The organism is Rossellomorea aquimaris (genome assembly GCF_001877785.1).
In the GTDB taxonomy this organism is placed as follows: Bacteria; Bacillota; Bacilli; order Bacillales; family Bacillaceae_B; genus Rossellomorea; species Rossellomorea aquimaris_A.
On record NZ_MINN01000161.1, the window covers coordinates 27,085 to 42,098 of the forward strand.

Annotated in this window: 13 protein-coding genes and 2 pseudogenes; 12 read left to right on the forward strand and 3 right to left on the reverse strand. The window is 48.4% G+C overall.

Annotated features, from left to right (window positions below; genetic code table 11):
• The first annotated feature begins 441 nt into the window (after nucleotides 1-441).
• Nucleotides 442-696 carry a YuzF family protein gene (locus tag BHE18_RS22010; RefSeq protein ID WP_235860423.1) on the forward strand — a complete coding sequence of 85 codons (255 nt, stop codon included), beginning with the start codon at nucleotides 442-444 and terminating at the stop codon, nucleotides 694-696.
• Nucleotides 697-750: 54 nt separating this feature from the next.
• Here the strand turns inward: BHE18_RS22010 and BHE18_RS22015 are convergent, their stop codons facing one another.
• Entirely contained in the window at nucleotides 751-1,659 is a 909-nt protein-coding gene (locus tag BHE18_RS22015; protein ID WP_071620621.1) for a Gfo/Idh/MocA family protein, read from the reverse strand.
• A 100-nt stretch (nucleotides 1,660-1,759) separates the two neighbouring features.
• Here BHE18_RS22015 and BHE18_RS22020 point away from each other — a divergent pair, with 100 nt between their 5' ends.
• The 9 genes and pseudogenes from BHE18_RS22020 to BHE18_RS22055 all read left to right on the forward strand — a co-directional run bounded on the left by BHE18_RS22020 (nucleotide 1,760) and on the right by BHE18_RS22055 (nucleotide 10,066).
• Nucleotides 1,760-2,275: a CBO0543 family protein gene (locus BHE18_RS22020; protein ID WP_071620622.1), complete on the forward strand. Its 516-nt coding sequence runs from the start codon at nucleotides 1,760-1,762 to the stop codon at nucleotides 2,273-2,275.
• A 352-nt stretch (nucleotides 2,276-2,627) separates the two neighbouring features.
• A pseudogene (locus tag BHE18_RS23825) lies at nucleotides 2,628-2,804 on the forward strand (NUDIX domain-containing protein); the annotation flags it as partial.
• On the forward strand, nucleotides 2,785-2,925 hold the full coding sequence (locus BHE18_RS23400; RefSeq protein ID WP_171910771.1) for a hypothetical protein: 141 nt from the start codon (nucleotides 2,785-2,787) through the stop codon (nucleotides 2,923-2,925). The pseudogene BHE18_RS23825 and the gene BHE18_RS23400, both read left to right, overlap by 20 nt.
• A gap of 296 nt (nucleotides 2,926-3,221) precedes the next feature.
• Nucleotides 3,222-4,748, forward strand: a complete 1,527-nt coding sequence (locus BHE18_RS22030; protein ID WP_071620623.1) for a phytoene desaturase family protein — start codon at nucleotides 3,222-3,224, stop codon at nucleotides 4,746-4,748.
• Entirely contained in the window at nucleotides 4,749-6,218 is a 1,470-nt protein-coding gene (locus tag BHE18_RS22035) for a phytoene desaturase family protein (RefSeq protein WP_071620624.1), read from the forward strand.
• The gene (locus tag BHE18_RS22040; protein WP_083573933.1) at nucleotides 6,211-7,053 is read left to right on the forward strand and encodes a phytoene/squalene synthase family protein; all 843 of its coding nucleotides are present in this window, start codon (nucleotides 6,211-6,213) and stop codon (nucleotides 7,051-7,053) included. Before BHE18_RS22035 ends, BHE18_RS22040 begins: the two co-directional genes overlap by 8 nt.
• 559 nt (nucleotides 7,054-7,612) lie before the next feature.
• Entirely contained in the window at nucleotides 7,613-8,410 is a 798-nt protein-coding gene (zupT, locus tag BHE18_RS22045; protein ID WP_064568012.1) for a zinc transporter ZupT, read from the forward strand.
• 80 nt (nucleotides 8,411-8,490) lie between these two features.
• A pseudogene (locus BHE18_RS23045) lies at nucleotides 8,491-8,592 on the forward strand (hypothetical protein); the annotation flags it as partial.
• A 163-nt stretch (nucleotides 8,593-8,755) separates the two neighbouring features.
• Nucleotides 8,756-10,066, forward strand: a complete 1,311-nt coding sequence (locus BHE18_RS22055; RefSeq protein WP_071620626.1) for a uracil/xanthine transporter — start codon at nucleotides 8,756-8,758, stop codon at nucleotides 10,064-10,066.
• A gap of 102 nt (nucleotides 10,067-10,168) precedes the next feature.
• Here BHE18_RS22055 and BHE18_RS22060 read toward each other — a convergent pair whose 3' ends face one another.
• Nucleotides 10,169-11,299 carry a M14 family metallopeptidase gene (locus BHE18_RS22060; protein WP_071620627.1) on the reverse strand — a complete coding sequence of 377 codons (1,131 nt, stop codon included), beginning with the start codon at nucleotides 11,297-11,299 and terminating at the stop codon, nucleotides 10,169-10,171.
• Between the two features lie 464 nt (nucleotides 11,300-11,763).
• On the opposite strand from BHE18_RS22060, the gene BHE18_RS22065 reads away from it, so the two are divergent.
• Both BHE18_RS22065 and BHE18_RS22070 read left to right on the forward strand, forming a co-directional pair.
• On the forward strand, nucleotides 11,764-12,945 hold the full coding sequence (locus BHE18_RS22065) for a ParM/StbA family protein (RefSeq protein ID WP_071620628.1): 1,182 nt from the start codon (nucleotides 11,764-11,766) through the stop codon (nucleotides 12,943-12,945).
• A gap of 9 nt (nucleotides 12,946-12,954) precedes the next feature.
• Nucleotides 12,955-13,554 (forward strand): hypothetical protein, encoded by a 600-nt coding sequence (locus BHE18_RS22070; protein ID WP_071620629.1) that lies wholly within the window; start codon nucleotides 12,955-12,957, stop codon nucleotides 13,552-13,554.
• 84 nt (nucleotides 13,555-13,638) lie between these two features.
• On the opposite strand, the gene BHE18_RS22075 is transcribed toward BHE18_RS22070, so the two are convergent.
• Entirely contained in the window at nucleotides 13,639-14,970 is a 1,332-nt protein-coding gene (locus BHE18_RS22075) for an APC family permease (RefSeq protein WP_071620630.1), read from the reverse strand.
• Between the last annotated feature and the right edge of the window lie 44 nt (nucleotides 14,971-15,014).

Below are 15,014 nucleotides of genomic sequence, written 5' to 3' on the forward strand. Positions count from 1 at the left end.
CTTGTTTGGTGACTTTTTGACTATTTTAAGGATGATCCCCCGTCTAAAGCATCGTTTTTGGAAGCGGAGTGGGTCTTAAAGGGAGTTCGGGACAGGATATTATCAAAAATGGAAGTTTTATTATCAATAATCCAAGATTTATTATCGAAAACGAAGGTTTTATTATCAAAAACAGACAATTTATTATCAATTCCGTTGAGGCTGTTTTTCATAAACGGTGCTATATCATCAATTCCAGCCATTTATTATCTAACACAGCGGGATATCATCAAATTTAAAAAGTCGGCTGCCACAATGGATTATGTTCTCGCACCCCCCTGCACCCCTGCCCGGTCGGACTGAAATCCAATACAAAGAGCAAAGCAAAAACATGCTGGAATGGGCCATGCACGCGGGTACATACATATAAGATGTGAAAATATTCAACTTGGAGGTTAGCGAATGTACAGTTTGTATCCATATCGAAATAACCCGCAGGCAGCTTCGAATGGACCGATGCAGGTGGTCGTTGTGGAGCCTTATGTTTACGCTGCGTTAAAGAGCCTGATCGGGAAGAGGGTGGTCATTGACACGTCACGGGGATCTGTAAGCGGCACGCTGGTTGATGCAAAGCCTGATCATGCTGTGGTCCGGGAGCATGATTCATCCTTTTTTGTACGAATTTGTGAGATTGTCTGGATCATGCCGGAAAATTGAAAATCAATTATCAAAAAAAGTGTCTGCGCAAGCTCGCAGACACTTTTCATGGTTTTAGGCTTGTTCGTCAATGTCCTTCACAATCCGCTCACAGATCTCATGCGTGACTAGTGAGTCGTCGATCGACGGGTCGGGTGCTTCTCCGCTTGCCACACAGTCCAGGAAGTGGTCGCACAGCTGGTAGAATCCGCGCTTATAGAGGGTCGGTTCCCAGTCGCCGAACTTCGTGATGCTGGTGTCTTTATTATGGTAATGGGTCGTTTCGACAAGGCTCTCTATGACATATTTATGGTGGCCGGCGTGGTATTCGATCGTTTCTTCGGTCACGCCGCCGTTCCGGTTCATGATGCCGATGGCTGTGCAGCCGTCACCGAGCAGCTGGACGACGAGGTGATGGAGCTGCCCGCCGTCTTTCAGGTATTCGACTTTGACATCGCGCACGTCCGTATCCATCAGGAAGCGGAGCGTGTCGATGACGTGGATGAAGTCCTCCACCACGAATCTTCTCACTTGTTCAGGGAAGGCGAACCGGTTCTTCTGCATCAGGATCAGACTTGGTTTACCGTGGTCCTTCAGTTCGTTCACACGCGGGATGAAGCGGCGGTTGAAGCCGACCATGGCGATTTTGTTCTGTTCCTTCGCTAGCCCCACGATCCTTTCGGTTTCCTCTAACGTCATGGAAATCGGTTTGTCTATATACACGTGGATCCCGTTTTGGAGCAGCTTCTCCGAAATTTCAAAATGGGCCTCCGTTGCCGTGCTGATAAAAGCGGCGTCGATGTCCCTGTCGAACAGGTCCTCCGCCGACTGGACTTTTTCCTCGATCCGGTACTTGCCTGCAAGCTTGTCCAGCGTGTCCGCGTTCCGTGTGCAAAGGACAAGCTCGATTCCTTCTTTTTCCGACAGGACAGGCAGGTATGCTTTTTTGGCGATATCCCCCAGGCCGATGATGGCGATTTTCATAGATAATCCTCCTCTTAAGTGTTTCATTTTAATAGTAAAAGTATAAAAGTTAAAAAACCAGTCAATCATGTTGTTAGTAATGATAAGTAGGTGTGTGCCGATGTATTTGCTGCTCGTAATCGTGGTGTGGACCCTGTTTGCGTATAAGTTCGTCGACTGGTCACAGTGGCGGAAACAGTATCCAACGGTGTTGTTTTTCATGCTGATCAACTTTCTATATAACTACTTTTATTTTAATCATACCCTCTGGGCTTTCAGGGGCGTGACGGCCGAATGGCTGAATCACACGATCATCAACTTTGCGTTCACCTTTTTTATCTGTCCGGTTGGACTGATCATTTATCTTCAGAGATTTCCTGTGAGAAGAAGCGGGCAGATCATCTATATCCTGATATGGACGGCTTTCTATGCAGCCCTGGAGTTCCTTTTCGCTCATAAAGGTATGTTTGTATACGACCACGGCTGGAACGGCTGGTGGAACATCCCGCTGAACCTTGTATTGTTCAGTGTACTGTATTTGCATTACCGGAATCCACTGCGGGCCATTGGCGTGTCGATCCTTCTTGCGATTGTATTTTATCTGATGTTCCCGTTCCCTATGGAAAGTTTAAAATAAACAGGGGTGTGCTGATATGCTGATACAAGACATTTTTTCCGTGCCGGTCTTTTTACTTTTGCTGTTTGCCGCATATATTGTGATGTGGCTGTATATCAGAAAAAAGTCGATCAATAAGAATAAACAAAAAGAATAGAAATGATATGGATGAGACATTTGATTGTTCATCCTTTTTGTTTTACCAAAAAATTCTAACAATTGTGGTAAGATAATAGAAAAGGTGACTGGGTGTCCAATGCAAAAAACGTCAATAGTCCGAAACCGACCGAGAGCCTGCGCGGCCATCATTAAAGACGGTCATACCCTCATGGTGAAAATGCAGCGGGATGAAAAGGTTTGATGGTCGCTTCCCGGCGGCGGTCTGGAAGAAGGAGAAAGCTTTGAAGAGGCCGTTGTGAGGGAAGTGAAGGAAGAGAAAAACCTTACCGTGAAGGCAGGAAGACACTTATTCAGCTACGATTACAGCATGGGAAAAAGCCGCGTTTTTTCTGCTGACATCATGGGTTCCGATGCTGCAGCTCGGGATTGAACCCGAATGTGCAATGGATGAACAAATGCGGCAAGAGGTGAAGTGGCGGCCGATCGAAGTGATGAAAGATGACTTTGAGGTTTCGAGGGTCATCCGCGAAATGAACCTTTTGAAAATATAATTTGTTAAAATAACCTGGCCGGTCAATTATGATACAGTCAGGTTTCTTTTCTAGATAATAGCTTTAATGTGTTAACGGAATACAGAACCGGTCATTTGACTGGGGGACAGGATGACTTCGGTCAGGAAAGCATGCAGAAAGTCTGTACAATAAAATCTCTTTTTTTAACCGGTGGACGCCCTGGTTACAAGGTTTTGACTTTCTTTTTACAATTTCCATGAGGTTATGAGTGGCAATTAAATTTTAAGGAATGTATAATGATTGTATAACTTTTGTACGACTTGGAGGTCTTGCGAATGAAAAAGCGGATCATCGTTGTTGGAGCCGGCCCTGGCGGCTTGGCGGCTTCTATGCTTTTGGCAGCCAGGGGATATGATGTGAGCGTGTTTGAAAAACAGGAATATGTCGGCGGCCGCAATGCGGAGATCCGGCTCGGGGATTACAGGTTCGATATGGGACCGACTTTCCTTTCGATGTTTCATATTGTCGAAGAGTTATTCTCCGCTGCGGACCGGAAAGCGGAGGATTACATGGAGGCGGTCGAACTCAAATCCATGTATGAGCTGATCTTCGAGAACCGCAGAGTCGTCATGTCACGGGACCAAGAGCGCATGAAACAGGAAATCGAAACCCATTATCCGGGCAACGGCGAAGGGTACGAACGCTTCATGAAGGAAACGGCGAAGAAGATGGAGGCGCTCTCCCCGGTCCTGCAGTCGAAGATGGATCGCTTTATGCATTATTTTCAGCCCAACGTGCTCCAGGCACTTCCGGAACTTGAACTCGGACGCTCCCTCTATGATGTTCTTTCTCGTTATTTTACCGAAGAGGAGCTGAAGCTTGCCTTCACATTCCAGTCAAAATATCTCGGCATGTCGCCGTGGGAATGCCCCGGCGCCTTCTCGATCCTCTCCTACATGGAACATGCCTATGGTGTCTTCCATCCGATCGGGGGCGTGAATCAGCTTTCGAAGGCGATGGCACGGGTGACAGAGGAGCATGGCGGCACCATCCAAACCGGCTGCGGGGTGAAGAGCCTGTGGATCGAAGGGAAAAAGGTGAAGGGCGTCCATCTTGAAGACGGCCGGAGCTTGGAGGCGGATGAGGTCGTCATCAACAGCGATTTCGCCCATGCGATGACGAAACTCGTCGAAGGGAATCAGCTTAAGAAGTACTCGCATAAAAAGCTCGCGAAGAAGAAATATTCATGCTCGACCTTCATGCTGTATCTCGGTCTCGACACAATTTATGAGGGTATGCCCCATCATACGATCGCTTTTTCAAAAGACTACAAAAGGAACGTCGAGGAAATCACGAAAGAGAAGATCCTCTCTGAAGACTCCTCCCTTTACATTCAAAATGCAAGCGTGACCGACCCGACGCTTGCTCCGGAAGGGAAGTCCACCCTTTATATCCTGGCGCCGGTGCCGAATAACTTCAGCGGCATCGACTGGGAGCGGGAAAAAGATACGTTCCGTGAACTCATCCTTAAAACGGTCGAAGAAAAGACAGGATTCAAAAATCTTGAAGCTCACATAGAGGTGGAAAAAATGATCACGCCAAAGAACTGGGAACAAGATGTATACGTCTATCAGGGAGCCACATTCAATCTCGGGCATCAGCTGTCGCAGATGATGGTGTTCAGGCCGCATAACCGCTTTGAAGAACTGGAATCCTGCTGGCTCGTCGGCGGCGGGACCCATCCGGGCAGCGGACTGCCGACCATCCTTGAATCGGCCCGGATCACAGCCAATGGCATCCTGGAACAGGATCTGCAGGAATCGATCCCAGTATCCCCGCTTCCCGTTGTGGAGGGATTATAAATGAGTACAGCCATCATTGGAGGCGGCGTCGGCGGACTGATGAGCGCCCTGCTCCTGTCAAAACAGGGCCTGGACGTCACCATTTATGAAAAAGAATCCTATCTAGGGGGCAGATTGACGTTCGTGGAAAGAGACGGATTCCGGATCGATCAGGGACCGACGATCGTCCTCCTTCCCGACATGTTCCAGGCCCTTCTGGAGGAAGCGGGTATTTCCCGGGACCGATATGAACTGATCCCTTGCGATCCGTTCTATTCTCTCGAATTTCCGGACGGCCTCTCGTTCTCAAAATACCCTGATCATAAGCGGCACCTGGAAGAAGTGGAGAGGGTTTTTCCTGGGGAAATCGACGGTTATCTGCGATTCTTAAAGGAAGGAAATGAACGGTTCGAAATCGGAAAGGAAGCCTTCCTCGAGGAGTCATTCGTCAATCCGCTCGATTTCTGGAAACCGGCGAACCTCAAGAAGCTGTTGAAACTGAAACCCTATCAATCCATCCATTCCCTTATGTCCCGCTATTTCAGGGACGAACGGCTGCAGGCGGTCTACGCCCTCCAGTCCCTTTACATCGGCGGGAACCCGTTCAAGTCGCCTGCGATGTATTCATTGGTATCCTTTGCTGAACACCAATTCGGCATCCACTACCTGAAAGGCGGATATGCAAGCCTCGTCCCGCTTCTTGAAGAAGAGCTGCACAGCCGGAATGTGACCATCCATCTGAACAGTGAAATCAAAGAGATTGTTAAAGAGGGGAACCGGGTGACCGGCATCCGGACCGACGGCGGGACTGCATCCTATGATTCTGTCGTTTTCAACGGGGACTTCCCGGCTGCCGGCCCGCTGGTGAAGCGGAAGCAGACGAGGAAGTACGACCCTTCATCGGGCTGCGTCCTCCTCTATTTTGGACTGAATAAAGTATATGAAGAAGCGAACGTCCACCACTATGTCATGGGGGAGGATTTTTCCCGTCACATGAAGGATGTGTTCGATGACAAAAAAATCCCGGAAGATCCGGCCATCTACACCTTCCACCCGTCGAAGATCGATGACAGCCTGGCACCCGAGGGGAAGGGCGTCCTCTACGCACTCGTCCCTGTTCCATCGGGTACGGGTATCGACTGGGAAAATCAGCAGGAATGGATCGACGGGCTCATCGACCGCCTGGAAGAAAGGGCCTTCCCGGGCCTCCGCGATGCGGTCGAATGGATGGAAATCCGGACGCCGCTTGATGCAGAGAGATTCGGTCTCCATAAAGGCGGAAGCTTCGGAGTCGCACCGACTCTCTTCCAGTCCGGCGTCTTCAGGCCCCAGGTCAAGCCATATCACATCGACAATCTGTATGCAGTCGGCGCATCGATCCACCCGGGCGGCGGCATCCCGCTCGTCATGCAGGGGGCTAAACTGATGACCGAACAGCTTTTAAGCGATCAAAAAGATCCCGCTATAAAAGGAGTGAATGTGCATGTATAGTGTGAATGAAGCGTATAAACAATGTGAAAACGTCATAAAGCATCACAGCAAAACCTTTTACAAAGCCTTTTCCCTGCTTCCGAAAGATGAGCGCAACGCCGTGTGGGCCGTCTATTCCTTCTGCCGCAGAGTCGATGACATCGTGGACGAAGGCAGGAATCCGGAAGCGGAACTTGTTCTGTTCAAAGCGGAGTTCGATCAGTTTTTAAAAGGGAAGTATGATGCGGCGAATCCGTCATGGATTGCCCTCGATGATGTATTCGGGCGCTACGAGATGGACGCCAAGGCTTTCCACGACCTCATCAAGGGGCAGGAAATGGATCTGACGATCAATCGCTACGAGTCGCTTGATGAGCTTCTGGACTACTCCTATCATGTCGCGAGCACGGTCGGACTGCTGCTGCTGCCGATCCTTGCACCCGGTAAGACCGAGGTGTTGAGGGATGGCGGCGTATCGCTCGGGCTTGCCATGCAGCTGACGAATATCCTTCGTGATATCAGCGAGGATCTGGACCGCGACCGGATTTATCTTCCGCAGGAGCTGATGAGGAAGCACGGCGTAACGGAATGTATGCTGAGGGCAGGAGTCGTCGAGGACTCCTTCATCAATCTCTGGGAGGAGCTTGCTGCACACGCCGAGTCCCTGTACGGGGAAGCGTTCAAAACGATGCAGGAATATCCGCTTTCTTCCCGTATTCCGGTGAAGGGTGCGGCCTATCTGTACCGGGAGATCCTGCCGACAATCCGCTCGAAGAAGTATAAGGTTTTCGGACAAAAGCTCTATGTGGATGATGAGACGAAGAAAGAGATCGTTGTGGGATTGAGCTCCCATTGATGGAGGAGCGGTTGATGGAGTTGGATATTTTGTTGTATTGAAGCTCACTTTGGATGATGAAGTGGGCTTTTTTGTGGTTTGTGGGAAGAAAGCTCTCCCGCCATGGCTTGCGTCTGCTGGCGGGTGTTTTTTATGGTGGTTTGGGGTTGGGCCAGGGGTATCCGGCCGGATTTATGGGCGGGATTTTTTGATTTAAGAGCGAAATTTCTTAGTTTAAGGGCGAAATTTTCAATATAAGGGCGAAATCACAGATATAAGAGCGAACTGGTGATTTTTCGACACCAACCGACAGTTGCAGCACTCGATATACATAACGGGGTATACGAAAGCCGGATTTAATGCCTGCCCAATGAAAACAGGTCAAATCCAAGAAGAATAACGCCGCACCGGTACCATATAATATAAAAACGAAACAGGGTGTCAGCTGGCTGCAATGTGTGCTCCTCCATGAAGGTAACCTATAAACAGCCGGAAGTTTCAGATGCTGATCTAATCTTTAAAAAAGACAGGCGGGGAAGTACAATAGGTCTTATATGACATGCCTATAAGGAGAGAATACATGACTGAAAATTTATTGCTCGCATTCGGTTTGACGCTGATGGCAGGGCTCGCCACGGGCATTGGGAGCTGTATCGCTTTTTTTGCTTCAACGACAAATACCAAGTTCCTTTCGGTCTCACTCGGTTTTTCTGCAGGGGTGATGATCTATGTCTCGATGGTCGAAATCTTTGTGAAAGCGAAGGATGCACTCGTATCAGCGATGGGGGTCACGCAGGGGAACTGGATGACGGTCGGCGGCTTTTTCGGGGGGATCCTCTTGATTGCGCTGATCGACAAATTCATCCCAAAGCAGGGGAATCCGCATGAACTGAAAAAAGTTGAGGACATGAACCAGCCCGGCAATGAAAAACTTCTGAAGATGGGGACCTTTACGGCACTGGCCATTGCGATCCATAACTTTCCTGAAGGAATCGCGACATTTACGTCTGCCATTGAGGATCCATCCCTGGGTATTGCAATTGCAGTGGCGATCGCCATTCACAATATCCCGGAAGGAATCGCCGTGTCGGTTCCAGTTTATTTTGCGACGGGAAGTAAGAAAAAGGCGTTCAAACTCTCGTTTCTTTCAGGGTTATCCGAGCCGGTCGGGGCGGTTGTCGCCTACCTGATCCTCCTGCCTTACTTGAACGATATTATGTTCGGCGTCATCTTTGCCGCCGTCGCCGGAATCATGGTTTTCATCTCGCTTGATGAACTGCTTCCGGCTGCGAAACAGTATGATGAAGCCCACCTATCCATTTACGGTACGATTGCCGGAATGGGAGTCATGGCGGTAAGTTTGCTGTTATTTATTTAAAAGAAGACGCAGGGTGCCCCTGCGTTTTTTTAACCCGATTAATGAAGAAATAAAACACAAAACCAGGGAATGACCTTCCTGCAAAAATGGTCCTCATCCTGCAGGAAATCTTCGCATACGCCCATGACGGCGCGAAAATCATGATCAAGCACGGATGGTTGGAAGAGCCGCCTCAAACTTAATAGGGAGACACCCGGGATGATTTCGGGTGTCTTTTTTTTGTTGCGGGCCCGTTTTTTCAGGACGGTTGTGAAAAGTTAGTGAGTCTAAATAGGATTCCGGAGGGTTTCGTAGAATACTTATTATAACAAGTTTTATTAGAGCAAGGGTTCAAGGAGGGATATTATGAGGTCATTATCAACTGCCGAAACGGCTTTTTCAGCCGTGCAATGGCTGTTTTTTATTTTTGCCAATACAGTGGTCGTGCCGATTTCAGTCGGGATGGCGTTTGAACTGCCTTCTCATGAAATCGCCGTCATCCTCCGGAGTTCGCTTATTTTCACCGGGATTGCCTGTATGCTGCAAGGGCTGATCGGACATAAATATCCGCTGATGGAAGGACATTCAGGGGTCATGTGGGGGGGCGTGCTCAATCTTTGTGCAGCCGCACCGGCCCTCGGGATGAGCCTGCCTTCTGTCGGGGGCGGGATCGCCACCGGTATGCTCCTGGCCGGGGCAGCGGTCATTGTGCTGTGGGCACTGGGGCTGCTGACTCTGATACCGAAGATTTTTACGCCGATGGTCATGAGCGTCTATTTATTCCTATTGACATTTCAGCTGATTCTAATCTTTTTTAGAGGGATGCTGAGCATTTCCGAGGAGGGTGAATTAATCCTGCCGGCAAGTCTATTTTCCATATCGGTTGCTGTGCTGGTCAGTCTGTTGAAAATGAAAGGGACGCCCCTCCTAAGCAATTTTTCAATCCTGATCGGGATGGTAGCGGGCTGGATTGGCTATCTTCTTTTGTTTCCTTCAGATACGCCGGCGAGTGCAGCAGCGGGGAGTTCTTTTTTTATTTTGTTCCCTTTTGGTGCGCCCAACCTGAATACGGGCATCATTTTCATCACGTTCCTGGCAAGCCTGATTAACCTCAGCAATACGCTGGCATCGGTTGAGGCAGCAGCGCAGCTTTACGATGAAAAGCCCGGCGGTAAGAGGTATACGAGATCATATTTATTGTCCGGCATCTATTCGATCGTCGGGGCGCTGTCCGGGCTGGTTTCCTATGCTCCCTTCGCGTCGTCGATCGGCTTCCTGGAAAGCACGAGGATCCTCCAAATACGGCCGTTCCTCATCGGGGGTGCCCTTATGTCCCTTCTGGGGATCGTACCGTTCCTGGGAGGCGTCCTGGCCACTCTGCCCGTCACAGTAGGAAACGCTGTCCTGTTCACCGCCTATCTTCAGCTGTTCGGCACGTCACTCAAGAGCCTGCGGGGAACCGTGTTCGATTCTGTGACGATCTATCGGATCGCGGCCCCTGTGCTCATCGGGGTATCCATCATGAACATGGACCCGGCTTTATTCACAAGCCTGCCTATTTTCGTCCAGCCGATCGTCTCTAATGGATTCATCGTCGGTGTTCTTGTTTCGATCTTGCTCGAAAAATTGGTGAATTGGGAGGTGGAAGAGGGGAGGAAGCAAAGGAAGTCAGCGTAAGAGGGATAAAGAGGGAAGTGGTCAGGTCCCTGAAAAAAGCTCCCGCCGGCGTATGCTGCCGAGGGGAGCTTTTGCAGATTGCTATCAGGATAAGTCATGTATTCAGATTGAGGTTAAAATTCCTTCTTCGCCCAGTACAGCTTCCATGCCGAGTCTTCCTTCAGCAAGTACGGACTTCTTCCAGTCATCGCTCAGGGGATAGAACATTTCCCTGAACTCAGAGAGGATCCATTCCCGGTCTTCCTGCTTTTCAGCTCCTTCCCAGAAGAGTCGGTTCTCTAGGACGATGGTCATGAATTCCCGGAGTTCCGCTTTCTTCCCTGTACCGAATGTACCGAATTCGAACAGGGCGGAAAATAAATAGGTGGAAGGATATTGCTCGTTCTTCAATTTGTGAAAGTGGTTGGTGGAATCGCCTTTCACTTTTTTAGGTGTAAATTTTTGGATGTTGTGCAAGTCGAATTTTGCTTTTAGCTCCTCTTCTTCCCGTTTATCTTCAGAAGAAACGACCATTGTGATCTCGTTGGACGGCCCAAGTGCGGTATGCCAGTCCATATGGATGACACGGGGATAGTCGGATAATAGATTATTTTGTATTTTTTTAAGGAATACTGCCGTTTCTTCCTCTTTTTCTCCTCCATAATAGACACCGCGCTCGAACTGGAACTGCCCCATTCCTTTCGCTTCCTTGATGGCGCTGTAGCCTTCTTCCGCAAGGGCCTTGACCAGCTGCGCCTGCAGTTTCATCTTTTCTTTTGTTAAGTCCTTGATCTTGCCGTCAGGCAGGAATAACTCACTTTCTTTTTCGTAATACTCATTCACATCTTCAGGCACTGAAGAGCGGTTATACAAGTAATTTCGATTCAAATCGACATTATTTTCGGTCACCCGCCTGAAGTTCCTCATCCCCCAAGGGTTAAGGGCATGTATGAAACAGATGCCCGTCGTATTCGGGTCCACGCGGTCCAAGTATTCCTCTACAAAGAGATGGATCATGGCAGTACCTGCATAGCCTTCTATTCCATGTTCGCCTGAAGTGAAGAATAATACTTGATTATTTGTTTCTTTCGCATCGGATGCAATCATGTCAATCGTATTGTCATCTTCTTTCCCTATTGAAGTCGTCGTCAGCTCCGCATCCGGCCACTTTTCCTTGATTTTATGAAGGTGTCTGCGGAATGTGTTCCTCGATTGTTCATAATCGGCTGGAAAATAATTTTTTCGTTCATTCATTGCTCCTCATCCTCATCTATTTATTTTATTCCCTTGTTTTTCTTTATTTTTCACTCATTTGTTTTCTTTCAGACCTATTTCCCCGTTTGCTTCTTCATAAACAGCCGATTTCTACACAGATTCCAAATTTTACAACCTGAATGATGGTAGTCTAATAGAATCATAATGTCCTATATTCCATCCAAATAATGGTTGTTTACAAAAATGTACACTTGTACACATTTACGTACACAATTGTAGACAAAAATGTATACAAGTATACAAATGAGTACACATTCTGTTATATAGGTATGTGTACAGTTTTGTGTACAAAGATACATAATTGTATACAAATAGTCCGAACATTACAGTTGTGTGATAGAGTTGAAAGTAGGATTGACCGGAGGCCGGAAGTGTTTTAATCTTTGATTAAGAGTTTAAATTTTTCATAAATTTTAACTTCTATAATGAAAGGATGAATTTTTTTGACGAACTCTCGAATTGCTGCAATTGATGTAGGTAATGATTCCCTTAAAGGTATTTTTGGAAAATTAGACAGTGAACTGAATATCCCTAATGTGATTGCAAGGGATATTGAAGATCGTCCGATTATCGGGATTGAGGAACTGGACAAGCAAGACCCTCTAGATGGCATACATATCCGCGTCCACTCCCCTGCCCTTCAGGACAACAACGCCATTTACCGTGTCGGTAACCTGGCGACGAAGAGCAACAACTCAACTGAATTGGATCCGGGGAGCAGTAAATCAGAAGAAGATCAAACACTAGTCATGCTGTTTGCTTCTTTAGCATTGGATGCTGCTGAGCAGGATTCACTATTTAAAAAGAATAATAATGTCATAGAAGCGAACTATACGCTCGGTACAGGTCTTCCCCTTCGTGAAGTAAAAGAAGGAAAAGACGTCGGCTACCGTTCGAAACTTCTTGGATCTGTCCACCAGGTTGAATTCCTTGTGACACCGCGCCACCAAGGCATCAAGGTGAATATCAAGTTCGAGGAAGTGAAGGTGTATCCTGAAGGATTCGCGGCTTTCATCAATCTTGTGATGGACAATAACGGCAATATCATCAATAAGGACCTTATCGATAAGCGCATCCTTATCCAGGATATCGGCGGCCTTTCAACTGATATCGCCGTGATCAAAAATCGTAAGGTGGATGATGACAAAGCACAGGGCTTCAACCTCGGTGTGTCTGAATCACTTGAATTGATCCGTGAAGAAATCCGTTCGAAATACGGCATCGAGCTCGACAGCCGCCGTGATGTTGTGGAAATCATCACGAAGAAAAATGACCGCAACCACATCATGGTCAAGGGAAGCCGTACAAGCGTTCATGAGATCGTCGACCGCATCCTTGTCGAGCTTGCGAAGAAACAGTACCGCCATCTCCGCAATATGTGGCAGAAGAACTCCCAGACGGAAATCTGCTACTTCATCGGCGGGGGATCCAGCGTTCTTAAGGAATATATCAAGACGCTTAATAACAACCTGGACGGCTACAACATCGACTTCTTCGAAGACGAAAATGAAAGCATCTGGATGATGGCAAATGCGTACTACAAACTAATCGCTGATTTCTCAAGAAAGAACCAACAGCAGTATCAAAAGAAAGAAGACGAGAAAAAATTAGCGAAAACCAAATAGGGTGATTGTATGAAAGAAAAGGGGATGTCAAGGGGGCAGCCGATCACGTTCCGCCTCCCCTCCGATACGCCTGATCATATTTTGAAGCATTTACAGAAGCTGAAGGAAACAGAGAAGCGGAATTTCTCGAGTAAGATTGCAGAACTTGTCGTAAACGGGGTCAATGAGTCTGTCTCGAAGCAGCGGGAAGCGATTACCATCCCGCTGCCGAGGGCACTCGACAAATCCCAGCGAGACTGGCTGAAGCATGAACACTCAGAAGCTCTCCTCGGAAGCATCGTCTATCAGTTATTGACGAACCCTGTCAGGACCGCTTCCCTGCTGACTCCTCTCAACAACAATGCAATGGATGTGGACGACGTGCTGTTCCGTCAGGAGGAGACGGCTGCAAGCCGGGATTCTTCCCGTGAATGGTCGCTTGATTCGGTCATCGGGGATGACGTACAGGAACCGGAAGTGGAAGAACGATCTCATTCCACTGATGAAGACCTCGACGGCTTTGATTGGGAAAGTGCCATGAAATCACGTCAGCCGGAAGAGGATGACGAGCCGAAGGAAGAAAGCATGGAAGACCTGCTCGGCGACTTCCTCTCGCAGATGAATAAATAGAAGAGATACAGTCCTTGAAGCCGGAAAAAGGCAAACGGAAGGCCCGTCCCTCACTGCTATATAGTGGTGAAGGACGGGCCTTTTTTAATGGTCGTGTTCCGTGTCGGAATCTTCCTCTGGGCCATGATTTTTAAGGAAGAAATGTTCTCCTGCAAAAATCAGGATCATGAAGACGATGGAGACACCGACAACGAGCAAATCGGATTGTGCTTTTACCCAGATGAATGCTGCGAGGACGACGGCATCGAGCACGAGAGCGGTCAGGACAATGGCCGGATTGGCCTTTACTTTGTTTCTAAGATGTTTGAGTACGCCCCAGTGGACCATCATATCCATCACAAGGTAAAGGATCGCCCCCATGGATGCAATCCTGCTTAAATCAAAGAAAATCGTCAAGATCATCGCAGCGGCGATTGTGTAGACCAGCGTATTCTTTTGGATCGATCCAGGCATGCCGAAATGTTTATGGGGGATCAATTTCATATCCGTCAGCATGGCAAGCATGCGTGAAACGGCGAACACACTCGCTATGATACCGGTGATCGTCGCGATGATGGCGATGATGACGGTGAACCAGAGCCCCATATCGCCGAATGCCGGTCTTGCTGCTTCAGCAAGTGAATAATCCTTCGCTTTGATGATTTCAGTAAGGGACAGATTACTTGAAACAGCCCATGCGAGCAGCAGGTAAACAACAAGGCTGATCAAAATTGAAATTGTAATCGCCCTTCCGACATTTTTCTTAGGTTTCTTGATTTCCGAACCGCTGTTGGTGATTGTCGTGAATCCTTTAAAAGACAGGATCGTCAGTGCCACTGCCGCGACATAGCTGGCCATTGAGGGGTCTGGCGGATTCGCTCCCCCTTCTGCAGGCTCAAAGGCAAAACCGGCCACCCATAAACCGGCGATCGCGAAAACGGCCAGTCCTGCGATTTTTATGAGTGAAGCGATGCCGGTGAAGGTCTGGATGAAGCTGTTTCCTGATATATTCACCAGGAATGCAAATGTCAATAAGCCGACCCCCAATAAGGGAATGAGGTAATCAGACTGCTTTCCATCCACAAGCTGAAGGGTGTAGGTGCCGAATGTCCTTGCCACGAGACTTTGGTTGATGACCATCGAAAAAGCCATCAATAGTGCGGCAGATGCAGTCAGGATCCCCTTCCCGTAAGCTTTCACCAAATACATCCCGATACCGCCGGCTGAGGGGTATTGGTTGCTCATTTTCACATAGGAATAAGCACTGAAGCCGGTCACAATTCCCCCGGCAATAAATATAAGCGGGAACCAGGCACCGGAAAGCTCTGCCACCTGTCCGAGCAGGGCGAAGATCCCTGCACTGATCATCACCCCGGTGCCGAGACCGACTGCCCCGGTCAGGGTGATGCTGTCTTTTTTATAATTCGAATCAGACATATTTACACCTCGCTATATCTAAGTTTTCTCGTCTATGCCTCTTG